The 24317-nt window shown below is 70.6% G+C and carries 21 protein-coding genes; 7 read left to right on the plus strand and 14 right to left on the minus strand.

Annotation, left to right across the window (positions count from 1 at the left end; genetic code table 11):
• The 4 genes from AC1RQF_RS28770 to AC1RQF_RS28785 all read left to right on the plus strand — a co-directional run.
• The coding region (locus AC1RQF_RS28770) for an OmpW/AlkL family protein (RefSeq protein ID WP_492873489.1) at positions 1-1026 on the plus strand (1026 nt) is incomplete at its 5' end.
• Between the two features lie 72 nt (positions 1027-1098).
• Positions 1099-2043, plus strand: a complete 945-nt coding sequence (ppk2, locus tag AC1RQF_RS28775; RefSeq protein ID WP_273996168.1) for a polyphosphate kinase 2 — start codon at positions 1099-1101, stop codon at positions 2041-2043.
• Between the two features lie 185 nt (positions 2044-2228).
• Positions 2229-3818, plus strand: a complete 1590-nt coding sequence (gene ilvA, locus AC1RQF_RS28780) for a threonine ammonia-lyase, biosynthetic (protein ID WP_273996167.1) — start codon at positions 2229-2231, stop codon at positions 3816-3818.
• A gap of 265 nt (positions 3819-4083) precedes the next feature.
• Positions 4084-5325: an NRAMP family divalent metal transporter gene (locus AC1RQF_RS28785; protein WP_492873490.1), complete on the plus strand. Its 1242-nt coding sequence runs from the start codon at positions 4084-4086 to the stop codon at positions 5323-5325.
• A 226-nt stretch (positions 5326-5551) separates the two neighbouring features.
• On the opposite strand, the gene AC1RQF_RS28790 is transcribed toward AC1RQF_RS28785, so the two are convergent.
• Both AC1RQF_RS28790 and AC1RQF_RS28795 read right to left on the minus strand, forming a co-directional pair.
• A complete protein-coding gene (locus AC1RQF_RS28790) occupies positions 5552-6607 on the minus strand; it encodes a DMT family transporter (protein WP_443111436.1) in 1056 nt (351 codons plus the stop codon).
• Between the two features lie 13 nt (positions 6608-6620).
• Positions 6621-7340, minus strand: coding sequence for a YceH family protein (locus AC1RQF_RS28795; protein WP_273996165.1), 720 nt, complete (start codon positions 7338-7340; stop codon positions 6621-6623).
• 132 nt (positions 7341-7472) lie between these two features.
• Between AC1RQF_RS28795 and AC1RQF_RS28800 the strand changes: the two genes are divergently transcribed.
• Positions 7473-8363 (plus strand): class I SAM-dependent methyltransferase, encoded by an 891-nt coding sequence (locus AC1RQF_RS28800; RefSeq protein WP_273996164.1) that lies wholly within the window; start codon positions 7473-7475, stop codon positions 8361-8363.
• Positions 8364-8415: 52 nt separating this feature from the next.
• Here AC1RQF_RS28800 and AC1RQF_RS28805 read toward each other — a convergent pair whose 3' ends face one another.
• The 12 genes from AC1RQF_RS28805 to AC1RQF_RS28860 form a co-directional block, all read right to left on the minus strand.
• The gene (locus AC1RQF_RS28805; RefSeq protein ID WP_492873491.1) at positions 8416-10704 is read right to left on the minus strand and encodes a xanthine dehydrogenase family protein molybdopterin-binding subunit; all 2289 of its coding nucleotides are present in this window, start codon (positions 10702-10704) and stop codon (positions 8416-8418) included.
• Positions 10701-11183 (minus strand): (2Fe-2S)-binding protein, encoded by a 483-nt coding sequence (locus tag AC1RQF_RS28810; RefSeq protein WP_492873492.1) that lies wholly within the window; start codon positions 11181-11183, stop codon positions 10701-10703. Before AC1RQF_RS28810 ends, AC1RQF_RS28805 begins: the two co-directional genes overlap by 4 nt.
• A gap of 402 nt (positions 11184-11585) precedes the next feature.
• Complete coding sequence (locus AC1RQF_RS28815) at positions 11586-12647, minus strand: FUSC family protein (RefSeq protein WP_443111435.1); 1062 nt, start codon at positions 12645-12647, stop codon at positions 11586-11588.
• 84 nt (positions 12648-12731) lie between these two features.
• Complete coding sequence (locus AC1RQF_RS28820; RefSeq protein ID WP_273996160.1) at positions 12732-13322, minus strand: IMPACT family protein; 591 nt, start codon at positions 13320-13322, stop codon at positions 12732-12734.
• Between the two features lie 289 nt (positions 13323-13611).
• Positions 13612-14061 carry a PaaI family thioesterase gene (locus AC1RQF_RS28825; protein WP_273996159.1) on the minus strand — a complete coding sequence of 150 codons (450 nt, stop codon included), beginning with the start codon at positions 14059-14061 and terminating at the stop codon, positions 13612-13614.
• 59 nt (positions 14062-14120) lie between these two features.
• Positions 14121-15887: a fatty acyl-AMP ligase gene (locus AC1RQF_RS28830; protein WP_492873493.1), complete on the minus strand. Its 1767-nt coding sequence runs from the start codon at positions 15885-15887 to the stop codon at positions 14121-14123.
• A complete protein-coding gene (locus AC1RQF_RS28835) occupies positions 15875-16666 on the minus strand; it encodes a thioesterase II family protein (protein WP_273996156.1) in 792 nt (263 codons plus the stop codon). Before AC1RQF_RS28835 ends, AC1RQF_RS28830 begins: the two co-directional genes overlap by 13 nt.
• The gene (locus AC1RQF_RS28840) at positions 16656-17954 is read right to left on the minus strand and encodes a cytochrome P450 (RefSeq protein ID WP_273996155.1); all 1299 of its coding nucleotides are present in this window, start codon (positions 17952-17954) and stop codon (positions 16656-16658) included. Before AC1RQF_RS28840 ends, AC1RQF_RS28835 begins: the two co-directional genes overlap by 11 nt.
• A gap of 12 nt (positions 17955-17966) precedes the next feature.
• Positions 17967-18869, minus strand: a complete 903-nt coding sequence (locus AC1RQF_RS28845) for a class I SAM-dependent methyltransferase (protein ID WP_492873494.1) — start codon at positions 18867-18869, stop codon at positions 17967-17969.
• Between the two features lie 42 nt (positions 18870-18911).
• Complete coding sequence (locus AC1RQF_RS28850; RefSeq protein ID WP_492873495.1) at positions 18912-19184, minus strand: acyl carrier protein; 273 nt, start codon at positions 19182-19184, stop codon at positions 18912-18914.
• 41 nt (positions 19185-19225) lie between these two features.
• Positions 19226-20197, minus strand: coding sequence for an acyl-CoA desaturase (locus AC1RQF_RS28855; RefSeq protein WP_492873496.1), 972 nt, complete (start codon positions 20195-20197; stop codon positions 19226-19228).
• Positions 20194-20685, minus strand: coding sequence for a PaaI family thioesterase (locus AC1RQF_RS28860; protein ID WP_273996151.1), 492 nt, complete (start codon positions 20683-20685; stop codon positions 20194-20196). The genes AC1RQF_RS28855 and AC1RQF_RS28860 overlap by 4 nt, the downstream gene beginning before the upstream one ends.
• Before the next feature lie 1124 nt (positions 20686-21809).
• On the opposite strand from AC1RQF_RS28860, the gene AC1RQF_RS28865 reads away from it, so the two are divergent.
• The gene (locus AC1RQF_RS28865; protein ID WP_273996149.1) at positions 21810-22454 is read left to right on the plus strand and encodes a LuxR family transcriptional regulator; all 645 of its coding nucleotides are present in this window, start codon (positions 21810-21812) and stop codon (positions 22452-22454) included.
• A gap of 499 nt (positions 22455-22953) precedes the next feature.
• Positions 22954-24036, plus strand: coding sequence for a GGDEF domain-containing protein (locus AC1RQF_RS28870; RefSeq protein WP_492873497.1), 1083 nt, complete (start codon positions 22954-22956; stop codon positions 24034-24036).
• Positions 24037-24317: the final 281 nt, after the last annotated feature.

Raw genomic sequence — 24317 nt, forward strand, 5'->3', positions numbered from 1 at the left:
CCGCCGATCGTCGGCAGCGTCAGAGGTGTAGAAGAGACAGGCGGCGCCGAGCCCGTGCGGCCGCCGGCGGGCGCGTCGCCGCGCTTCGTCGCGGGCGTGCGCTACGACCGGATGCCGTACGAACTGCATCCGATCGACCCGGATCGGCTGCCCGATCTGCCGGCGGCGCAGGGGCCGTCGCTGATGGAGCAGCTCGAAGGCGACGATCGCAACATGATCGGCGTCGGCTGGCACTTCGTGGCGACCACGGGCCGCTCGACGCCGGTCGTGACGAAGACGGGCGCGCTGGGGCTCGGCAGTTTCACGAACCCGGGCAGCCAGGTCTCGCTGAGCAACACCAACACGCTCGCGATGACGTTCACGCATTTCTTCACCGAGCACTGGGCGGCCGAGCTGGGCGCAGGCATTCCGCCGATCCTGACGCTGCGCGGCCACGGCGGCATCGGCCTGCCGCTCGACAAGATCTTCCCGGGCGTGTCGGGCAAGCTGCCGCTGATCGACCTCGGCAATGCCGACAGCAATCCGCTCGGCTCGACGCGCGCCTGGCTCGCGTCGACCGTCTTCAAGTACTACCTCGGCGAGCGCGACGACCGCTTCCGGCCATTCGTCGGGCTCGGCATCAGCTATGCGCGCTTCACCAGCACCAATCTCACGGCCGTGTTCGACCGGAAACTCGCGTCGCTGGGGGGATTGCTGGCGGCGGGCGACAAGATCGGTTCGCTGCAGTCGCTGCTGCAGGACCCGGACGCGATCCAGAAGCTGCTGGAGGCGGGCGCGAATCTGGCCTTGCCGGCGCACACGACCGTGTCGGCGACGATCAAGAGCGTCTGGGAGCCGGTCTTCACGGTCGGCGCGAGCTATCAGATCACGCGGCGGCTGTGGGTGACGGGCATGATCACCTATATTCCGCTGCGCACGACGATCACGCTCAACATCAACCAGCCGAGCGGCGTGCTCGCGTCGAACACGACGGATATCGCCGCGAATCCGGTGCTGGGGACGGTTCTGCTCAATTATCGGTTTTGAGCCGGTAATCCCGCTGACATTCGCACCTGCGATAATCGGGGCAATACCCTGCGATGCGGAAGGAGGCGGAACATGAACGAGAACGATGCGCGGCCCGGCGCGACGGACCTGCACGGGCGGCGGCGCCAGCTCGAGGAAGACCTGGTCGACGCCTACGACGAAGAACTCGAAATGGAGCTGGACGACCGCCGTTTCGACAGCGACGACCTGCTGTTCAGCGCCGAGCGTCGCGAGGCGCGCAAGCACTATTTCCGCGAGCTGTTCCGGCTGCAGGGCGAACTGGTGAAGCTGCAGGACTGGGTCGTGAGCACCGGCCACCGGCTCGTCGTGATCTTCGAGGGCCGCGACGCGGCCGGCAAGGGCGGCGTGATCAAGCGCATCACGCAGCGCCTGAACCCGCGCGTGTGCCGCGTCGCGGCGCTGCCCGCGCCGAACAACCGCGAGCGCACCCAGTGGTATTTCCAGCGTTACGCCGCGCATCTGCCGGCGGGCGGCGAGATCGTGCTGTTCGACCGCAGCTGGTACAACCGCGCGGGCGTCGAGCGCGTGATGAACTTCTGCACCGACGATGAGTATGAGGAATTCTTCCGCTCGGTGCCGGAGTTCGAGAAGATGCTCGCGCGCAGCGGGATCCAGATCGTCAAGTACTGGTTCTCGATCACCGACGAGGAGCAGGAGTCGCGCTTCCACAGCCGCATCGAGGATCCGCTCAAGCAGTGGAAGCTGAGCCCGATGGACCTGGAAAGCCGGCGTCGCTGGGAGGATTACACGGCGGCGAAGGAAGAGATGCTCGCGCGCACGCACATCCCGGAGGCGCCGTGGTGGGTCGTGCAGGCGGTCGACAAGAAGCGCGCGCGCCTGAACTGCATCCACCACCTGCTGAGCCAGGTGCCGTACCACGAGGTCGAGCGCGAGGCGGTGCAGCTGCCGAGTCGCGAGCACCACGCCGACTACATCCGGCGTCCGGTGCCGGCCGACATGATGGTGCCGGAATTGCCTCCGCCGTCGGGGGATTGACAAACGCGCGGGCATCGCCGATGCTTGCGCCCATGAACCGTCACGGCTTTCCGATCGCGCGCATTATTACCATCATTCTCCGAATGGTGGGTTAGCGCACGTATCAAGCTGTCACGACAACCCGCCCCACGAGGCGGGTTTTTTGTTTCCGTCTCCTGGGATCCGACACGCACCAGGAGCTTCCCATGCAGACCTTCGACGCGGCGCTCGCCGAGCCCGACACCGAGACCGACGCCGCCGCGCCCCGCGCCCGTCCGTTCGACGCTTACCTGAAGCGGATCCTGAATGCGCGCGTCTACGACGTCGCCGTGGAAACCGCGCTCGAACCCGCGCGCGATCTGTCCGCGCGCCTGCGCAATCCGGTCTGGCTGAAGCGCGAGGATACCCAGCCGGTGTTCTCGTTCAAGATCCGCGGGGCGTACAACAAGATGGCGAACCTGCCCGCCGACGTGCGCGCGCGCGGCGTGATCACCGCGTCGGCGGGCAACCACGCGCAGGGCGTGGCGCTCGCGGCGGCGCGGCTCGGCGTCAAGGCAACCATCGTGGTGCCGCGCACCGCGCCCCAGGTGAAGGTCGACGCGGTGCGCGCGCATGGGGGCGCGGCGGTCGAGGTGGTGCTGGCCGGCGAGTCGTACAGCGACGCCTATGCGCACGCGCTCGAACTGCAACGCGCGCGCGATCTCGCCTTCATCCCCGCGTTCGACGATCCCGACGTGATCGCCGGCCAGGGCACCGTGGCGAAGGAGCTGCTGCATCAGCACCCGGGGCCGATCCACGCGATCTTCGTGCCGATCGGCGGCGGCAGCCTCGCGGCCGGCGTGGCGGCCTACGTGAAGGCGCTGCGCCCGGAGATCCGCGTGATCGGCGTGCAGACCGAGGATTCGTGCGCGATGGCGCAGTCGTTGCGCGCGGGCGAACGGGTCGAGCTGGCCGAGGTCGGGCTGTTCTCCGACGGCACGGCGGTCAAGCTGGTCGGCGCGGAGACGTTCAGGCTGTGCAGTCTGTATCTCGACGAGGTATTGACGGTCGACAGCGACGCGCTGTGCGCGGCGATCAAGGACGTGTTCCAGGACACCCGCGGCGTGCTGGAGCCCGCGGGTGCGCTCGCGGTGGCCGGGGCGAAGCGGTATGCGGCGCGCGAGGGGATCGAAGGCCGGACGCTCGTGGCGATCACCTCGGGCGCGAACATGAACTTCGACCGGCTGCGCTTCGTCGCGGAGCGCGCCGAGGTCGGCGAGGCGCGCGAGGCGGTGTTCGCGGTCACCTTGCCCGAGGTGCGCGGCAGCTTCCGGCGATTGTGCGAACGGATCGGCGAGCGCAACGTGACGGAGTTCAACTACCGCATCGCGGATGCGCGCACGGCGCATCTGTTCGTCGGCGTGCAGATCCGGCAGCGCGACGAATCGGCCCGGATCGCGGCCGATTTCGAGGCGCACGGCTTCGCGACCGTCGATCTGTCGGGCGACGAATTGGCGAAGCAGCACGTGCGCTACATGGTCGGCGGGCGTTCGCCGCTCGCGCGCGACGAGCGGCTGTTCCGCTTCGAGTTTCCGGAGCGGCCGGGCGCGCTGATGAAGTTCCTGTCGGCGATGGCGCCCGACTGGAACGTGAGCCTGTTCCATTACCGCAATCAGGGTGCCGATTGCAGCTCGATCCTGGTCGGCCTGCAGGTGCCGCCCGCCGACGAGGCGGCGTTCGCGGGGTTTCTCGCGACGCTCGGCTACCCGTATCGCGAGGAAAGCGGCAATCCCGCGTACCGGCTGTTCCTCGCCTGACGCAGGCGGGTCAGCGCAGCTTCCAGATGCCCCAGATGGCGATCAGCAGACCGGCGCCGAAGCCGATGCCCAGCAGGAGGTAGGTGTTCATGACGAGGGGGAGGCGGGTTGCGGGGTTCCCGCATTATCCGCGCGCCACGGCGCCGCGCGGGCGTGTAATCGCGCTGAAGGGCGCGCGCAGGCGCGGTGACAGAAGCGGGGCGCTACAATCCGCGCGTCGCCGTCGAGCCGATCCGGTTCGGCCGTTATCCATTCTTGGCCGCCCATGTCAGGTTCCACCGCACCTCGTCCGCTTTCCGCTTCCCGCCTGCGCTGGCTGGCCTTGTGGGGGCCGGGCCTGCTCGTGATGCTCGCCGACTGCGACGCCGGCAATGTCGTCACGGCGGCGCAGGCCGGCGCGGAATGGGGCGCGCGCCTGCTGCCGCTGCTGCTCGCGCTGATTCCGCTGCTGTACGTGGTGCAGGCGCTGACCGTGCGGCTCGGCATCTTCACCGGGCGCGGTCACGGCGAGCTGGTGCGCGCGCACTTCGGCGCGGGGTGGGCGTGGATCTCCGTCGCGGGCCTCGTGGTGGCCGTGCTCGGCTCGCTCGTGACCGAGTTCACCGGGGTCGCGGGCGTGGGCGAGATGTTCGGCGTGCCGCGCGGGGTGAGCCTCGCGCTCGCGGTGCTGGTGCTCGTGCTGGTGGCGCTGACGGGCTCGCACCGGCGCGTCGACAAGGTCGCGATGCTGATCGGCGGCTTCGAGCTGATGTTCTTCGCGGTCGCCTGGAAGGCCGCGCCCGACTGGCACGCGCTCGCCGCGCAGGCCTTGCGCCCGCCGCTCGGCGATCCGCATTTCGCCTACCTGGCCGCCGCGCTGATCGGCGCGACCTTCAATCCGTGGATGGTGTTCTACCAGCAGGCGGCCGTGGTCGACCAGCGGCTCGGGCCCGACGACTATCGCGCGGCGCGCGTCGAGACCGCGCTCGGCGCGGTGCTCACGCAATGCCTGACTGGGGCGGTGCTGGTCGCGGCCGCGGCGACGCTCGCGGGCGCGCCGCATGCGCTGCAAAGCGTCGGCGAGATCAGCGTCGCGCTCGAACCGGTGATGGGCGCGGCCGCCGCGCGCGTGCTGTTCGGCGCGGGCGTGCTGGGCGCGTCGATGGTCGCGGCGATCGTCTGTTCGCTGGCGCTCGCGTGGGGGCTCGGCGAGGTCGCCGGCTATTCGCGCTCGCTCGAAGCGCGGCCCGCGCGCGCGCCGTGGTTCTACGGCATCTACGGCGCGGCCGTCGTGGGCTGCGCGGGGATCGTATGGGCGGTGCCTGACCTCGTGTCCTTGAACGTCGCCGCGCAGGTGGTCAACGCGGTGATGCTGCCGCTCGTGATCGGCCTGCTGGTCGCGCTGGCGGCGACCGCGCTGCCGCCCGCCCAGCGCCTGCGCGGCGCGCGGCTATGGAGCGTGGCGGCGATCGCGCTGGCGGTCAGCGCGGCCGGGGTCGCGGGCGCGGTGTTCGGCTGGCTCGCGTGAGCCGGGGCGAGGGGGCGCTCGACGCCTCGGTGGAACATGTCGCCGACAGCGCTGCGCGCTCTTGAGCACGCACGCAGTGCCAGGATGGGCATGGCGGAGCCGATGCCGCCCCGGCCGATCCGGCTCGCGCGGAGGCGGGCCGGATCGGGTTCCGTCTTGCCGTGCGTTTGCTTGACGGAACGGGCGGCGAGCCGCCCGTTCCCGCGATCCGTCGCATCGGCGCTTTTCAGTGCGAATGCCGGTGGTGGATGTCGGGATAGTGCGCGTGCGTGTGCGTGATCGGCAGGTGGCGATGCGGATGCGCATGCGGCTCCCGTCCATCCCACGCGAAGTCGTGTTCGTGCTGGTGGTGCGCGTCGTGCGAATGACTGTGATGGTGCTCGATGGGCTCGTGGGTGTGCGGATGCGCATGGCGCTCGCGCAGATGCAGCGCGACGCCCGCGGCCATCAGCAGCGCGGCCGGCCAGAACGTCACGCCGGGCCACGCCGGCCACAGCAGCAGCGACAGCGCGACGCCGATCAGCGGCGCGACCGAGAAATACGCGCCGGTGCGCGCGCTGCCCAGGTTGCGCAGCGCGACGACGAACAGCACGAGGCTCACGCCGTAGCCGGCGAAGCCCGTCACCAGCGCGGCGGCGGCCACGCCCGCGCCGGGCAGCGGCGCGCCGAGCGCCGCCGCGATCGACAGATTGACGACGCCCGCCGTGAGCCCCTTGATGCAGGCGATGACGACCGCATCGTGGGTCGACACCTTGCGCGTCAGGTTGTTGTCGATCGCCCAGCATGCGCAGGCGCCCGCCACCAGCAGGGCGCCCGCCGTCAGGCCGCCCGGGCCGGGCTGCCAGGACAGCAGCGCGCCGCCCGCGACGATCGCGAGCATGCCGAGCAGGATCTGCCCGTCGACGTTCTCGCGGAACACGATCCAGGCGATCAGCGCTGTGAACACGCCTTCCAGATTCAGCAGCAGCGCGCTCGTCGCGGCGGGCGTGGCGGCGAGCCCGAGCATCAGCAGCGCCGGCCCGGCGACGCCGCCCGCCGCGATCGCGGCCGCGAGCCACGGCCATTCGGCGCGCGGAATGCGGGCCGCGCCCGCGGGCGGCCGGCGCAGTAGCGTCACGATCGCGAGACCGAGGCCGCTGCCGAGGTAGAACAGCCCCGCGACCATGAACGGCGACAGGCTGCCGAGCAAGGCTTTCGCGAGTGGCGTCGTGGCGCCGAACAGCGCGGCGGCGAGGAGGGCGGTGAACGCGGCGGCGTGCGGGCGGCCGGTGCGCATGGACACGAACGGCGGAGGATCAGGGGGCGATGTCGAACGGGCCCGGGTCGATGCCCAGCTCGCCGGCGAGGTGGGCGACGAGCGCGCGCAACTGCGCCAGCTCGGCCGCGAGACGGTTCTGCTCGGCCTTCAGCGCCTCGAATTCGGACGGCGAGACCGCGCCGTCCTCGGCCGCGGCGAAGGACGCGGCCCGCGCCGGCGCGTCGTCGATCGCGACCTCGCCGCACAGCAGGTGCGCCCAGCGGCTCTCGCGCTCGCCCGGCATGCGCGGCAGCTTGACCGCGAGCGCGGGCGCGCGCTCGGCCAATTCCTCCAGGAACGCCTCGACCGAGGAGATATCCGCGAAGTTGTGCAGGCGCGCGCTGTTCAGGCGCAGCTCGGCGGCCGTCTGCGGGCCGCGCAGCAGCAGGACCGTCAAGAGCGCGGCGGCCTGCGTCGGGATGCCCAGCACGCGGTTCAGGTTGTGCTCGAAGCGCGGCACGCGGCTGCTGCTGCCTTCCGCGACGAGGCTCAGGCGCTTCAGGCCGTCGATCACGGTGAGGATCTCGGCCTCGGTCGCGTTCATCACCGGCGCGCGCGCGGTTTTCTGATTGCAGCCGGCGGCAAGCGCGTTCAGCGACAGCGGGTAGGTGTCGGGCACGGTGTGCTGCTTTTCGACCAGGACCCCGAGCACGCGGGCTTCGAGGGCGGTCAGCGCGCGCAGCGCGGGGCGGGAGGGCATGTCGGGCGTGGCATTCATCGGCGTGGCATCACAGTGAGCGGCGAATCGGGGGCGGCGCGGGGCGGCCCGCGCGTCGCCTCAGATGATAGCCGGCCCGGCGCGCTTGGGCGAGCCTGTCGGCCGCGTTTACCTACACTGTGACGCAGCTTCATGGTGAAGCGACGGGAGCGCGCGATGAAGGAAGGGACGGATGGGCGGGACGCGGCGCCCGACGGCACCGCGGTGCGGGTGGCGTTGTGGCGGGCCATGCATGTGCTGGGCGACCCGCCGCCGCACGTGTTCGACGACACGCTCGGGCTGCGCCTGGTCGAGCCGGAGGGCGACTGGCGCAGCCGGCCCGACGTCGGCGCCGACGGGATCCGCGGCTATCGCGCCTCGATCGTCGCGCGCGCGCGTTTCATCGAGGACCAGATCGAAGCGGCCGCGGCGGCGGGCGTCGCGCAGTACGTGATCCTCGGCGCGGGGCTCGATACGTTCGCGCAGCGCCGGCCGGAACTGGCCGCCCGGCTGCGCGTGTTCGAGATCGATCGCCCCGGGCCGCAGGCCTGGAAGCGGCGGCGGCTCGACGAGACCGGGCTCGGCGGCGCGCCCGGGCTGCGCTTCGTGCCCGTCGACTTCGAGGCGGGGGCGTCGTGGTGGGCGGCGCTCGCGGCCGCGGGCTTCGACCCCGCGCAGCCGGCCGTGGTGGCGTCGACGGGCGTGTCGATGTACCTGACCCGGGACGCGAACCGCGCGACGCTGGAACAGCTTGCTTCGCTCGCGCCGGGCTCGACGCTCGCGATGACCTTCATCGTGCCGCTCGATCTCGTCGCTCCCGCGGAGCGCGCGCAGCACGAGGCCATGTACGCGCGTGCGCGGGCTTCGGGCACGCCGTTCCAGAGCCTGTTCCGCCCCGAGGAGATCGTCGCGCTCGCGCGCGAGGCCGGGTTCGCGCGGGCGCGCCACTTCGCGACGGCCGACCTGGCGCAGCGCTATTTCTCGGGGCGCAGCGACGGGCTGACGCCGGCCGGCGGCGAGATGTTCCTGGTGGCGGAAGCGTAGTCAGGGGCAGGGCGCCCCCGGCTGCGCCGGGTCGCGGGATCGGCGGAACGGCTCAGGCTGCGTGCGCGTCGGCCTCCGCGCCCGACGCGGCGCGCAGCGCGCGCAGCACGCGCGCCGGCGTGAACGGCACTTCGCGCAGGCGCACGCCGGCGGCGTCGAACACGGCGTTCGCGACCGCGGCCGCGCTCGGCACCGATGCCGATTCGCCCGCGCCCATCGGCGGCGCGTCCGGGCGTTCGAGCAGCAGCGCGTCGATCTCGGGCACCTCGTCGAAGCGCAGGAGCGGATAGGCGCCCCAGTCGAGGGACGTCGCGCCCGCGCCGTCGAAGCTCACGGCTTCCTTCAGGATCCGGCTGAGCGACTGGATCACGTTGCCGTGGACCTGATGCCGGACGCCGTCCGGATTGATCATCTGGCCGCAGTCGTGCGCCACGCAGACCTTCGTCACGCGGATCCGGCCGGTTTCGCGGTCGACCTCGACGTCGCAGACCCACGCGGCCCAGGCCGCGCCGTAGCCGGGAAACTTGCTGTGGAAGTAGCGCGCATAGGCCATCCCGCGGCCGCGCAGGATCCGCTGGTCCGCCGGCGCCGGCGTGCGGTGCGCGGGGCCGTCCACCCACCGCGCGCGCGCCTTCAGCGCGTCGAGCAGCGCGATCGCGCGCGGATCCTGCAGATAGCGCAGCCGATAGGCGATCGGATCTGCGCCGGCGCGCTGCGCGGCCTCGTCGATCCAGCACTCGTGCGCGAACACGTTCGGCAGGGCCGATACGCCGCGCAGCCAGGACGCGCGCACGATCGGTGCGGCATCAAGCGCGACGACCCGCAGCGCCGGGTACGTGTATTGCGGGATCGCGGTGCGGTCGCCCATCTGCTCGACGATGGCGTCGTTCGGGGCGACGCCCGTCAGCACGAGCGGCAGCGTCGTCGCGTTGTTGGACGGATAGCAGGTCTTGAGTTCGTAGGCGGCGACCGCGTGCGCCGCATCGAGCGCGCCGCGCACGCGGATCAGCTGGGCGGTGCCTTTCGGCTCCCAGCCTGCTTCCTGGTCCCGCATCAGTTGCACGCGCACCGGCCGGCCGACCGCCTGCGACAGCAGCGCGGCATCGGCGCTCACGTCGTCCGCGCAATTGCGGCCGTAGCAGCCGGACGCTTCCAGGCGCGTCACCTGGACCTGCCCGGCGGGCCGGCCGAGCAGGCGCGCGAGGTCGAGGCGCAACGCGTGCGGATTCTGCGTGCCCGACCAGATCTCCGCACGCGTGGCGTTCACGTCGGCCACCGCGCACGACGGGCCGATCGACCCATGCATCTGGTACGGCCACACATAATCGGCGTCGAGCCGCTGCGCGCCGGCCGCGAGCGTCGCGTCGAAGCCGGGTGTTTCATGCAGCGGGCGCGGCTGGGACGGATGCGCAAGCAGCGCCTGATGCAATTGATCCGGCGCGAGGTCGGGCAGGCCGCGCCAGTCGCGCCAGCGCACCGTCAACGCGCGCATCGCGGCGATCGCCTGTTCCTCGCGCTGCGCGACCACGCCGACGAAATCGCCCTTGACCACCACCTCGACGACGCCCGGCAGGTGCGCGATGGAGGCCCGGTCGACGCCGAGCAGGGCGCGGCCGAGCGGCGCGCTGCTGTCCGCGCCCGCATAGGGCGGCCGGATCACGCGGCCATGCAGCATGCCGGGCAGCCGCACGTCGTGCACGTAGACCGGCGCGGCGCGCACCTTCGCCGGGATGTCGACGCGCGGCACGCTCGCGCCGACATAGCGGCGGCGCGCGGGCGTCGCGACGGGCGGATCGTCCGGCGCGAGCGGCACGTGCAGGTCCTCGCCGCGCACCAGCTCGCCATAGCCCGCGCGCTGAGCGGGATGGTCGCGCGGATACGCGTAGCCGTCGTCGAGCGAGAGCGCCTCGACGGGAAGGGCGAAGCGTCGCGCGGCGCGCTCCGCGAGCAAGGCGCGCACCTGCATGGCCGCGCGGCGCAGCGGGACCGCGCTGACCTGGAGGGTCGCGCTGGCGATCGTCGGCCCCTGGTCCGGCGTGCGGCGGGTGTCGCCGAGCACCATCGTCACCTGCGCGAACGCGACGCGCAGTTCGTCGGCGACGATCTGCGCGAGCGCGGTGCGTACGCCGGTGCCGAGATCGACGTGGCCGCTGAACGCGGTGATCGTGCCGTCGGCGCCGATCGCGATGAAGCTGTCGACGCGATCCGGCGAGGGGCCGGGCGCGGTTGGCCCGGCGTCGCTCGCGGACGCCGCGCGCGGCGCGAGCGGCAGCGCGCAGCTCACGATCAGCAGGCCGCCGGCTTTCAGCAGGCGGCGACGGGTGGCCTCGAAGCGGTTCATTGCGCGCGCTCCTTCAGCAGGGTGCGCGCGTGTTCGGCGGCGTCGAGGATCTCGACGTGCGCGCCGCAGCGGCACAGGTTGCCGTTCAGCTCGCTGACGATGTCGTCGCGGCTCGCATCCGGCTCGCGGGCGAACAGCGCCGCCAGCGTCATGATCATGCCGTTCGAGCAGTAGCCGCACTGCATGGCCTGCCGGTCGACGAACGCCTGCTGGACCGGATGCAGCCGTTCACCGTCCGACAGCCCTTCGAGCGTCGTGACCTGCCGGCCGCGCACCGCCGCGAGCGGCATCACGCAGGCGCGCGTGGCGACGCCGTCGAGCAGGACCGTGCATGCGCCGCATTGGGCGAGGCCGCAGCCGAACTTCGGCCCGTTCAGCCCGAGATCGTTGCGCAAGGCGTAGAGCAGCGGCGTGGCGCCGTCCGGGGTGTCGAGCCGCACCTCGCGGCCGTTGATGTGAAACGCGATCGACGATGGCATCGGAATACCTTGTATTGAGTGTTGTTTTAATCGGTAGGCGCGTGGCGACGCGTGGCCGGTTCGTCGGGCCGAGAGGCTAGGTCGTGGCGGCGCGGGGTGGATTATTTCATGCGCGGGGGCGGACGGGGGCGACGGCGACGCGGCGTCGCATGGGGCGGCGAGCGCGCGTCGCGGGGAAACGCAGGATGGCGGCCGCGCGGGCGGATCGAGGCGCGTTTTTCAGGGCGGCGAGGTGCTCGCGCGTGCGGCGGTCGTCGGGACGCACGGACACCTTGCATGTGCCGCCGGGCGTCGCGTCGTATCGATCGGGCGGTGCCGGGCGTGCGGGCCGGATGAGCGGGGGCGTTGGCGGCCGCGCGCGCGACGCACGGTGCGAACGCCCTCGGTTTCAGCGCATCGGATTCAGATATTCCACAGCTTCGCGGTATCGAGGAGGCGCGCGCGCAGCGCCTCGATCTCCCGATCGAGCGTGATCGACAGCGATACGAAGCCGGACAGCCGCGCGGGGGTGTCGTCGGGCGCTGCGCCGGCGGGCGGGATCGCCGCCGGCTGGAGCCGGCCGAGCGCGCCGAATTTCAGCGCGCGTCCGGCGCCCACCAGCATCGCGCGGATGCGCCGGCTGTCGTTCGCGAGCGTGTCGACGGCGTAGGTTCGCCCGGCGAGGTCGTCCGACGCCGGTTGCGCGCCGGACAGCATTTCCAGCGTGCTGATGCAGCGGCGCAGCCCGCGCTGGATCGCTTCGAGCTGGGCGAGCGACATCCCGGTCTCCTTCGCGACCGACGGCATCAGCGAACGCAATTGCACGAGCAGCGAGCTGATGCGGGCCATGTCCTTCAGGTGCGCGGCGTCGTCGACCGGTTGCGCCGCGGCGATGCGCGCATAGACGGCGGAGCAGCCGCGCAGCGCGTCGGCGAGCGCGTAGCGCCACGAATAGGTGGCGTAGAGCGGCAGTGCGAAGGAAAACGCGAGCGCGATCGCGATGCCGACGAGCACGTTGACCGCGCGCCACAACCCGTCCGCGATCTCGTTGTCGCCATGTCCGGCGACGATCACCATCGTGATCGCGGACAGCAGCGCGATATAGCCGGCCTTGCCGATCGCGTGATACGCGCACAGCCCGCAGGCGATCGCCATCAGCAGCGGGGTGAGCAGCGACCAGCCGGAGGCGGATTGCAGCACGATCAGCGACAGCCCGGCCGCCGCGCCGATCACGGTGCCGAGCGCGCGCTCGGCGGCCTTCTTGCGGATGTTGCCGTGATGTTGCAGGCCGCCGATCACGATCAGCACGGTGATGCTGGCCCATTCGCCGTGTGGCATGCGCAGTGCGCTCGTCAGCGCGATCGAGACCAGCACGCTCAACGCGACGCGGGCGGCATGGATCAGCTTCGCGTGGCGATAGCGGCGATACGGGTCGAGCAGCGGCCGCAGGGCGGCGCGCCAGAAGGGAAGCGTGGACGGCATCATGATCTCGGACGGGCGGCAAGGAAATTCGCAGCACGAATTTTCTCACAGGCGGAACCGGCCGCCGGGCGCGCGCCGCGAGGCGGCCTATTCGAAGGCGGGAAACCCCGCGCGGCCTTGCGTGAGGTCGAGCAGGGCCGCGCGCGCCGCGTCCTGCGCCGTGGCCGGCAAGGTGATCACGAGCCGCACCGTCATCGTGTAGGCGGAGTCGACGAGCGTATAGCCTTCCTGCTCGATCCAGCGTCGTATGCGCGCCTCGTCGGGGTAGCCGAGTTCGATCGCGAGCCGCGCGAGCGTGATCCGCTCGATCCGCTCCGCGTTCAGCAGCGCGGCGGCGATCGCGTCGGTGTAGGCGCGCACGAGGCCGCCCGCGCCGAGCTTCACGCCGCCGTAGTAGCGCACCACCGCCGCGAGCACGCCGTCCAGGTCGTGATGGCGCAGCACTTCGAGGATCGGCCGGCCCGCGGTGCCCGACGGCTCGCCGTCGTCGGACATGCCGGACTGGCCGCCTGCGAGCAGCGCCCAGCAGACATGGGTCGCCGTCGGATGCTCGGCGCGCAGGCGTTGCAGTTCCGCCATCGCGGCGTCGCGGTCGGCGACGGGCAGCGCGTAGGCGATGAAGCGGCTCTTGCGGATCTCGAGTTCCCGGGTGTAGGAGGTGGCAAGCGAGTAGGTCATGGTCCGGGGGACAGGGGAAGAAAATCGACGCAGCGCGTCGGCGGCGCGGTTGCCCGACGTGGACGCGCGTGAGCATCGGACGACGCGACGCGATTTTACCGTGGCGTGTATCGAGGCACGCCGGTGCCGTGTCGCGGCGGGGGGCGCGCGTGGCTCGGGCATGCCGGAATCAATCTTCCGGAAGATTGATTCCATTGACGAATATCCTGTGTGAAGCGCGGGTGATCGCGTCGTTTTCGATGCTTCCCGGTTGGACGCAAGCCTTTGCGCCGCCGCGACCCGGCTCAGGTCAGGCCGGCTTCGACTCGGGCCGCCCTGGCAGATTGCGCGCCGTGGCCAGCAAGGTGGCGCAGAGCGTTTCCTCGCCGTCCCGGCACGAATACACGCGCGCTTCCGCGACGGTCATCAGCTTGCCGGCATCGATCACGTAGCCGCGCGCGCGCAGCATCGTGCCGTTGGCCGGACCGACGATCTTGAGCGTGCAGTCGATCGTGGCGTTGACCCAGCCCGGCGGCAGCAGCGTGCCCGCCGCCGAGACCGCCGCGAAGTCGGCCGCCGCGAAGATCGGCGTGGCCTGCAATTGCCCGGGCCGGAAGCTCAGACTGTCCTGGTACGGCAGCGTCAATTCCACCTCGCCCGGCTCGATCCGGATGAAGCGCAACTGCAATGTCTGCGCGGCCGGCATCGACATCACCAGCGCTTCGATCGGGTGGACGAGCGTTTCGCTTTGGGGGGACATGCCAGGTTCCTTTTCCTGCCGGTCGAGCCGGCAGGTCGACGGTGGGTGACGGGCGCGATTCACGCGTGCGCATCGGCGCTTACGTCGCGCAGCGTATCGGCGAGGAAGCGGCGCTGGGTTTCGCGACGACGGATCTTGCCGCTGGAGGTGAGCGGGACGCTGCCGGGTGCGACGAAGCGCACGGCATGCAGGGACACCTCGAATTCCTGCAGCACCGCCGCGCGGACCGCGGCCGTGGCGCGCAGCCGGTCGAAATGGCGTCGCTGTTCCCGCGCCACCTCGATCACGAGGCCGATCCGATCCGCGTCCAGCGGGAAGGCCGCGGCCTCGCCGAGGCCCGCATACGCACGCTGCGCGGCCCGTTCGAGGTCCTGCGGATAGAGGTTGCGCCCACGCACGATCAGCAGATCCTTGCGCCGGCCGGTCACGTAGACTTCGCCCGACTCGTCCACGAATCCGAGATCCCCCGTGCGCAGGTGCGGGCGCGTGTCGGGATCGCCGTCGATCACGGCATGGAAGGTCTCGGCCGACGCGGCCGGGTTGTTCCAGTAGCCCGTGGGCACGTGCGGGCCGCGCACCCAGATCTCGCCGATGCGCCCGGGCGTCAGCGCCCGGCGGGTATCGGGATCGACGATCGCGACTTCGCCGCCCGAGACGGGCGCGCCGCAGCCGACCAGCGTGCGCGTGTCGTCGTCCGAGCGGGGCGGCGTGATCCGGCCTTGCTCCAGCGCCGACCGGCTGGCATCGAGCAGCACCGGCCGGGGGCGGCTGCCGCCGCAACTCACCACCAGCGTGGCTTCGGCGAGGCCGTAGCAGGGATAGGCGCTGCGGCCGTCGTACCCGAGCGCGGCGAAGGCGGCGTGGAAGCGCGCGAGCGTGTCGGCGCGCACCGGCTCGGCGCTGCTGAACGCGACCTTCCAGCACGACAGGTCGAGCGGTTCCGCGAGGATGCGCGCGGCGCGTTCGATGCACAGATCGTAGGCGAAGTTGGAGCCGCCGCTCGAATGCGCGCGGTAATGCGAGATGGCCCGCAGCCACAGCCACGGCGCCTGCGCCATCTGGGCCGGCGACATCAGCACGCAGCGCCCACCGAGATAGAACGGTTCCAGCAGGTTCGCGATCAGGCCCATGTCGTGATAGAGCGGCGTCCAGCCGACGTAGCACGCACCCCAGGGATTGTGGATGGCCAGGCGCTGCATCTCGAGATTGGCGAACAGGTTGGCCTGCGAAACCATGACGCCCTTCGGCGTGGAGGTGGATCCCGATGTGTATTGCAGGAAGGCCAGCGGCGCATCGATCGGCGCCGCGCCGATACCCGACGCACCGGCGCCCGACGCACCGGCGCCCGACGCGTCCGCAGCGAGCGCCGAGCCGACGTCCGTTTCGACGACCGGCAACGCGCGCAGCGCCTCGACGCCGCCCAGCGCGTCGCGCACGGCCGCCGCCTGTCCCGCCGTGCACAGCAGCAGCGCCGGCGCGCAATCGCTCGCGACCGCGATGGCCGCGTCGCGCATGCGGCCCCGGCGCGCCGGCACCACCGGGACGGGCACCATGCCCGCGCGATGGCAGGCGAAGAACGCCACGACGAACGCGAGCCCCGGTTCGAACATCAGCAGGATGCGCGCGGCGGGCGCGGCCTGCGCGAGCAGCATGCGCGCCAGGCCGCGGCTCGCCGATGCGAGCTGCGCATAACTGAGACGCTCCTGCTCCACGTTCTCCGCGCCGAGGAACAGAAACGCTTCGGCGTCGGGCTGCTGCGCGGCCCAGTGGCTGACCAGCGCGTTGAGCGTGGCATGCGCGGGCGGGAGCGGCGTCAGTTCACGCATTGCGGCGCTCCGTGCGGATGCGCGGCGCGGATCCCGGCCAGCGCGTCCTGCAGCCGCTGCCGCACCCGCAGCAGTCCCTCGGCCGTGAAGAAGTGCGTACCGGGCATGGCTGCCTGCTCGAAGCCCGCGCCCGCGAGCGCGCGCCACGCGTTCAGTTCGTGCAGCGGCACGATCGGATCGTCGTGTCCGTGCAGGGCGAGCAGCGGCATCGGCAGCGGGGCGTCCGGCGCTTCCTGGTATTCGTCGGACAGGCGCAGGTCCGCGCGCATGATGGGCAGGAACAGGTCGCGCCACTTCGCGCTCGCGAGCAGCGGCTGCGCCATGCCGCCGAGCGCGCGCAGCGCCTCGATCAGCGCCGCCTCGGGGAGGTTCCAGAGCGCCTCGCCGCGCAGCGGCGCGGTGGGCGCGCGCCGGCCCGACACGGCGAGCAGGGCCGGGCCGGCGTGGCCGTGCGCGAGCAGCGCGCGCGTGAGCCGGTAGGCCACCAGCGCGCCGAGACTGTGGCCGTAGAAGGCATAGGGCGTGTCCGTCTCATGCTGATCGAGGAACGCGCGCAGCAGCGGCGGCATCAGGGCCTCGACCTCGGTGAACGGCAGCGGCTCGGGCGCGCCCGGCCGGCCCGGCAGCTCGACGAAGCGCAGCCGCGAACCGGCGGGCCAGGTCGTGCACCAGCCGTTGTACGACGCCGCGCTGCCGCCGGCGTGATGGAAGCAGTACAGCACCGGAGAATGCGGGGCGGCGGCATTGTCCGGCGCCGTCACGATCCACTTATTCGCCATCGACGCCCCTGGCGGCGAGCGTCTCGTCCGCTTCGGCCAGCGCGGCGAGAAGGCGGCCGCGCAGCGCGGCCGGGCCGCGCAGGATCAGGCTCTCGGATTGCCAGGTGACGCCGGTCGGATCGAGATCCCAGGCCGGATAGCGCGCGAGCAGCATGTGCAGCGCGCGCTCGGCCTGCAGGCGGGCCAACTGGCCGCCCAGGCAGGCATGCAGGCCGTAGCCGAAGCCGACGTGGGGCGCGCCCGTGCGCAGGCAATCGAAGACGTCGGCGCGCTCGAACACGTCCTCGTCGCGATTGGCCGCGCCCATGCAGGCGAGGATCTGCTCGCCCGCCGCGATCGCGATGCCGTTCACCTCGGTGGCGGTGCGTGCGACGCGCTTGGTGAACTGCAAGGGCGTGTCGTAGCGAATGCTCTCCTCGACCGCGCGCTCGACGAGTTCAGGCCGTTCCCGCAACAGCGCGAGCTGCCGCGGATGCCGGACGAGCGCGAGCACGACATTGCCGATCAGCGATTGCGTGGTCTCGGTGCCGGCCACGTAGAACATGACGCACGCGAACGCGACTTCCTCGTGCGACAGCCGGTCGTCGTCCGCGCGCGCGGCCACGAGGTCGCGCACCACGCCTTCGTGCGCGGCGGCCGGGCCGTCGGCATGCGCGGAGAAGAAGTCGATCAGCCAGGCCAGCGATTCGGCGGCGCGCACGTAGTCGCGCCGTCCCATCATGCCCGGATCCAGCAGCAGGCGGACGTTGTGCACGTGATGCGCGATGTCGGCGCGATGCGTCGCCTCCACGCGCATCCAGCGGCACAGCACGTGCACGGGCAGCGGCCGCGCGAGGGCGGCGATCAGGTCGGCCGGTGCGCCGTCGTCGAAGGCGCGCAGGCAGGCGGCGATCTCATCGTCGATCAGGGGCGCGAGCCGCGCGACCGCGCGCGGCGTGTAGGCCTGGTTGACCAGCCGTCGCAGGCGTACATGCGCGGGATTGTCGGTGAACACGATCGAACTGCGGATGAAGCGATCGATCTGATCCAGGCGCTCGACGCGCAGCCTGGACGCCATGCGCTGGATGGTGTCCGGGATCAGCGCGACGCTCAGGTCGCGATGCTTGAGCACGGCCAGCACGTCGTCGTAGCGTGTGAGGATGCGCGTGCCCAGCGCCTGGAGACGGGGCGCTTCGCGACGCATCCGGGCGTAGGTCGGATACGGATCCTGGACGAAGTCGGGATGCGTCGGATTGAACTTGAACGCGGGCGCAGTGGCGGTTGCAGTCGCGGGCTGACGGGATTCCATGCGGGTCTCCGTTCAGGCCGTGGCCATCTGCCGCCAACTGCTGCCGATCGGGCGCAGGGCCAGGCGTAGCAGGGCGATCTTGCCCATGTAGAAGCCGGCGGACGATTGCGTGAGATAGCGTTCGTAGCGCGCGGTGGTGTCCTCGCCGACCAGTTCGACGGCCGCCGCGCGATGCTTCTTCAGGTTCGCGGCCCAGGTCTCGGTCGTGCGCGCGTAGTGCAGCCGATGGTTCACCACGTCGGTGATCTCCATCACGCCGTCGGCCGCCGCGGCGATTTCGGCGAGCGTGGGCAGATCGGCGTCGGGGAAGATCTCCTGGTTGATGAACTGGCTGGCTTCCTCGCGGCGCATCGTGCCGTAGGCGATCGTCTGCAGCGACAGGCGGCCGCCGGGCGCGAGCCACGTGCGGCAGGCCTCGAAGAAGTCGCGATACACCTGGATCTTCTGCGCGACGGTGTCGCTCGGCTTGGCGAAGTGCTCGAACGCGCCGATCGACACGATCGAATCGTAGGGCGCGGCAGGGCGATGATCGACCCAGTTCTCGAGCCGCACCTCGAACTTCGGATGGTTCAGCTCGCGTACGCAGGCCGCCTGATCCTCGCTCAGCGTGAGGCCGACGATCCGTTGCAGCCCGGGCAGCTCCGCGGCCGCCCGCATCACGCCGCCCCAGCCGCAGCCGATGTCGAGCAGGCGCGTCGCGCGGTCCGCGCGCGCGTGCTGCAGGTGATGCTCGATCTTGCGTCGCTGCGCGAGCGCGAGCGGTTCGGTGGCGGCGGGCGTCCACAACGCCGACGAATACGACATCGTTTCATCGAGCCACAGCGCGTAGAACGCGCGGCTCACGTCGTAGTGATAGCGGATGGCGTCGGCCGACCCGCCATACGTCGCATCCTGCTGCTCCAGCCTTGCCGTCATGTCGTGCTCTCCTGTCCAGGTTCCGGGTGCGCGGCGCGAGGTCTACGCGCCGGCGCCTTCGCTCACCACGCGCTCGGCCAGCACGGCGCCCATGCCGTCGAGCGTGCTTTGCGAGAAGAAGATCGAGGGCGGGATGTCGATGCCGAGCCATTCCTCGAGCTCGATCAGCATCGACGTGATCAACGCGGAATCGAGGCCCAGCGTGTCGAACTCGCTGGCCGGATCGATCGAGTCGACCGGCACGTCCAGGACGCCGGCGATGTAGTCGCGGCACCATTGAACGATGTCTTCGGGGCGTTTCGCGGGGGTGTTCATGAGCGGGTGTCTCCTTGGGATTGAAGGGATGCGTCCTGTTCTCAGCGCGCGGCGGCGCGGCGCATTTCGAGCTGGGCCCGTTCCGGCACCTTGATGTCGCGCGCGAGACCCAGCACGCCCATCAGCCAGATGAACCAGTAGCCGGGGTCGACGCGCCACCACCGAAGACCGAACCAGGCCGAGCCCGGGAAGGCGTGATGATTGTGATGCCAGCTCTCGCCGAAGATGAAGGGGGCGATCAGGCCGATGTTGCGGCTCTTGTCGCGCGTCGCCCAGCGGCGCGTGCCCATCATGTGACAGAGGGAGTTGAGCGACCAGATGCCGTGCTCGAGCACGAACATGCGCACCATGCCGCCCCACAGGAAGCCCATGAGCAGGCCGCTCCAGGAGCGTTCCACGAGGGCGCAGAACAGCGCCGGCAGCACCAGCCCGAGGATCACCCAGCGCTGGTAGTGCTTGTGGATCCACGCGATGGTGCGATCGCGCATCAGGTCGGGCGCGTAGTGCACGACGCTCGGGTACGGGTGCGCCATCATCCAGGTGAGGTGGGCGTGCAGGAAGCCGCGCAGCTGGCCGCGCCAGTCGTCGCCGTGAAGATTGGGCGAGTGCATGTCGCCGTCCGCGTCGCTGCGCTCGTGATGGCGTCGATGCATGGCCACCCAGGACAGCACGCTGCCTTGCCCGGCCATCGCGCCCGTGATGGCGAGCGCGTTGCGCAGCGGCCGCGCCGCCACCCAGGACTTGTGCGCGAACAGGCGGTGGTAGCCGGTGGAGACCCCGAGCCCCGTGACGGTCCACATGACCAGGAACGCCGCGAGTTCCGGCAGCCCGGGACGCAGCACCGGGATCAGCAGCAGCGCGACGACGGTGAACAGCGCGGGCAGCACGTCGTGCAGGATGAAGTGTCGGCGCTGCTTGCGATGCAGGAACGGATCGTTGATCGTGAGGCGCGCGTTGGCCTTGCCCGGCGTCTCGCGCGTATGGATGGACTGGAATTCGGATTCGAAACTCACGATGGCTCCTTGTCCTGGGGACTGAGGCCGGCGGCGGGCTGCGCGCGATCGGCGATGGCGAACAACGCGCGCGCCTTGGCCACCGGACGTCCGTCGGCGGTGAGGGCGGCGTCGGCGAAGGCGAGGTGCTTGCCCACCTTGTTGACGGTGACGTGCGACTCGACCCAGCTGCCCAGCGCCGCCGCGCCCAGGTAGTCGATCGTGAGGCTGGCCGTGACCATGCTGAGCGTGGGTTCGCGCGAGAAGGCGGTCACGTAGCCGAGCGAGACGTCGGCGAGCGTGGCGATCAGGCCGCCGTGCAGCGTCGATACGCTGTTGAGGTGTTGTTCCAGCACACGCAGGCCGAGGCTGAAGCCCGTGTCGCCCGGGCGATAGAACAGCGGCCCTACGAGATCGAGGAACGGGCTGCTGCGAAACAGCGGCAAATAGCCGTCCGGCGGCGCGGCCGAGGTGGAGGCGGGGTTGGCTTCTGTCGAGTCGTGAGGCATGTTCCATCCTTCGTTTATCGCTGATGAAAGCAAACCCGGGATAGTCGCGCCGGATGACGCGGGCCGTCCGGCGACGTATCGATATTCGGCGCGGCGCGGATGGGCCGCTGCATCTCGATCGGGATTTGCCATCGATTAACCGTGGCGATGCGGCTTCGTGCACGTCAATGCCATTGCGCCGGCGCGACGCGCGCGAGGTCGGCTATCGGACGACGCGTGTTTCACGACGACTTCCACGGGGCCACGATGCGCCGCGCGACATGCTGATTGCACAGCGGAACCGTTTCCCGACAGCGTCTGCATGGGAAAACCCGCCAGGCAAGTTTGATTCTGTCCGTTGGCAACACGCGGCCGCGAACGACCGCTTCACCGCTTGGGTACGCCGGGGCCGTCGACGGTGGACGACGGCCATCCGGGCTGCTGATTCAGGATCTGGAACGAACGGATGGATCGTCTCGGAATCCGGATCGCCGCCGCCTCGCGACGGTCAGCGCAAGCGGCTGGCGACCCGTTTTATCTCGTAATTGTCGGGATGATTGGACCTGACATTGGATGCGCAAAATAGCTGCCCGAATGGGCAGGGTGCCAGTGAATTTGCATATGATGCAATGGCATTGCGCAGGGAGAAATTCAAAGGGCCGGAATCAGCGATATTCCGAGGTTTGTGCCATATCCATGGCGATTTTTTGATGAAACGGCGGTGGGCGGAGTGAAAAATAAATAAATAAAAATGCGCGACGCGTCGCTTGACGATACGGTTATTTCATTTCCATTTCCCATTGGATCGGATTTCAGGAATAGGGCAAGAGAATGAATGCGCATCGGTATTCGCTGCGCGTTTCGGCAACGCGGTTTGCGCGGACTGATTCAGGTAACGTTGAGCCTGTTGCGCGAAATACCCGGACACAAGCATCGCGCCATTCGAGCAGCCGCCCCGGACGAAGGGCGGAACCCCGTGCCCCGCCCATGTCACGGCGACGGGCGCTGACGGCGGGTCATTGCGCTCGTGGGCGCCGTACACATCCGCGGCCCGCCCGGGCCCGGTTCGATCGCGAGGGTGAGGTATGCATGCGTGGAGAGAGACGTACCTGGACGCCTTTGCAGCGGCCAGAACCGAAGATGAGGTGTTTCAGGAGTTGCGGGTCGCCGCGCGGGAACTGGGCTTCGAGCGGTGCTCGTTCGGAATCCGCGTGCCCTTTCCGATCAACAATCCGCAATTCACGTTGCAGTCGGACTATCCGGAAAAGTGGGTCGAGCGCTACGTGGACCGCAATTATTTCGCGATCGATCCCACGGTCCGCCACGGGCTCACGCAGACGCTTCCCCTGATCTGGCAGGCCGGCGGCCAGACCCGGCAGGCCGAGTTCTGGGAGGAGGCCGCGCACCACGGCCTGCGCTACGGCTGGTGCATGCCGACCCGCAGCCGCGCGGGCGTGAGCGGGCTGGTGACCCTCGCGCGCTCGGCCGAGCCGGTCGACAAGCGCGAACTGGCGGACAAGGGCTACCGGATGTCGTGGCTGGCGACCGCATTCAGCAGCGCGATGAGCGAGTACCCGCAGGGGGCGGACTACGCGGTCGAGCTGACCGCGCGCGAACGCGAAACGTTGCAGTGGTCGGCGGCCGGGAAGACCTATGCCGAAACCGGCAAGATCATGTCGATCGACGATCGGACCGTGAAGTTTCACCTCGTCAATGCGATGCGCAAACTGAATGCGATGAACAAGACCGAGGCCGCGGTCAAGGCTGCGATCCTGGGGCTGCTGGTTTAGGCGTTGGTTTAGGTGCTGAGACTAGCGCTGGGATTGGCGCTGGATTGGCGCGGCGCGGGCGGGCGTGGCCGGCGTGGGTAGGCAGTCGTCGCCCCGATGCCGTTGCTGACCGGTGATGGATGACCAGTGATCGGCGATGAGCGATGGGCGATGGCACGCGGGTCCGCCGGCGTGGCGGCGCATGGGGCGCGCGAGACGTGGCCGGTCGCCGTCGGCAAGCCGTGGCGCACACGACGTTGGGCGCGGGGCGCCGCCGCCGCGCGGCGACCGAGCGTTCGCGGGCTCGGCTCGTCGTGGCGGCGATGGGGGGCGGCGTCCGGTCGCGTCACGGCGGCCCGAGTGAGTGCGTGCCCGAGCGACTGGGCGCGCGGCGGCTTTGGCGCAGCCGATCGTCGATTCGCCGGGCGCGCCTGAACGCACACCCCTCAAGCTCGCGCGCGCGCCGCCGATATCCAGGCTGTCGAGCGCCGTGTCCGCTCGCGCTCTCCTATTGTTCAACGTGAGCTATTCCGATCCCCTGTTCCTGCCGACCGAGGTCCGTGCGCTGATGGACACCGTGCTGCGCAATGAGCGCACGCTGCGGCGGTTTCAGGACATCGAGCTGGCGCTGATCGGCGCGGCGGGGCTCGCGGCCTTCATCGACGCGCTGTTTGCGCGATTCCCGGCGGAGTTCTCGCTCGACGCGGTGCGGGTGTGGCTCGATCGCGCGCAGCCGCTCGCGGCGGAGATCGTCGACGACGCGCCGCATCCGGACGTGACGGCGGATCTGCCGCTCGGGGCCTGGCTGATGCGCCTGACGGCCGGCGGCGTGCCGTGGCTCGGCGCGCCCGGAGCCTGGGCCGGCGCGGCGTTCGGTCCGGCGGGGCCGGCGCGCGTGGCGAGCGCGATCGTGCTGCCGCTGCGGCTCGGCGACGATCGCGCCGCCCGTACGATCGGCTGCCTGTGCCTGGGCAGCGCTGATCCGGAGCGGTTCGCGCCGGGCATGGCGACCGATCTGCTGGAACGCTTCGCGCGCATCGTTGCCGCGAGCCTCGACAACGTCGCGCACCGCGAGCGCCTGCAGCGCCTCGGCATCACCGATGCGCTGACGGGGCTCGCGAACCGCCGCTACTTCGACGAACGTTTGCGGGAGGCGGTGCTCGGGGCGGCGCGCCGGCAGGAGACGATCGCCTGCCTGTTCTTCGACATCGACCGTTTCAAGCAGATCAACGATGTGCACGGACATGCGGTGGGCGACCGCGTGCTGGTGGCGGTCGCCCACTGCGCGCGTTCGCAGCTGCGGGCGGGCGACACGCTCGTGCGCTACGGCGGCGAGGAGTTCGCGGTGCTGCTGCTGCGGACCGCGCGCAACGAGGCGACGGTGGTGGCCGAACGGGTCCGGCACGCGGTCGCCGCGCTCGAGCTGGACGTCTCCGACACGCACCCGATGGCGCTGCGGGTGACGGTGTCGATCGGCGTGTCGGTGCGCACGATCGAGGAGCCGGTCGACGCGGCGGGCGCGGTTGCGCGGCTGCTGGACGCGGCGGATGCCGCGATGTATCGCGCGAAGCGCAACGGGCGCGACCGGGTTGAATTCGCCTAGCCGGCGCGGCGGGCTGCGCCGCGACGGGGCGGCCGACCCGGGGCGGCGCGCGACGGGCTTGACCGGGCGAGGGCGGTGAGCGCCGGCCCGAAACCGGAAGCCCGAAACCGGAAGCCCGAAACCGGAAGCCCGAAACCGGAAGCCCGAAACCGGAAGCCCGAAACCGGAGGCCCGAAACCGGCGGCCCGAAACCGGCGGCCCGAAGCCCGAAGCCCGAAGCCCGAAGCCCGAAGCCCGAAGCCCGAAGCCCGAAGCCCGAAGCCCGAAGCCCGAAGCCCGAA

Source organism: Burkholderia sp. GW821-FHT14F03 (assembly GCF_058803765.1).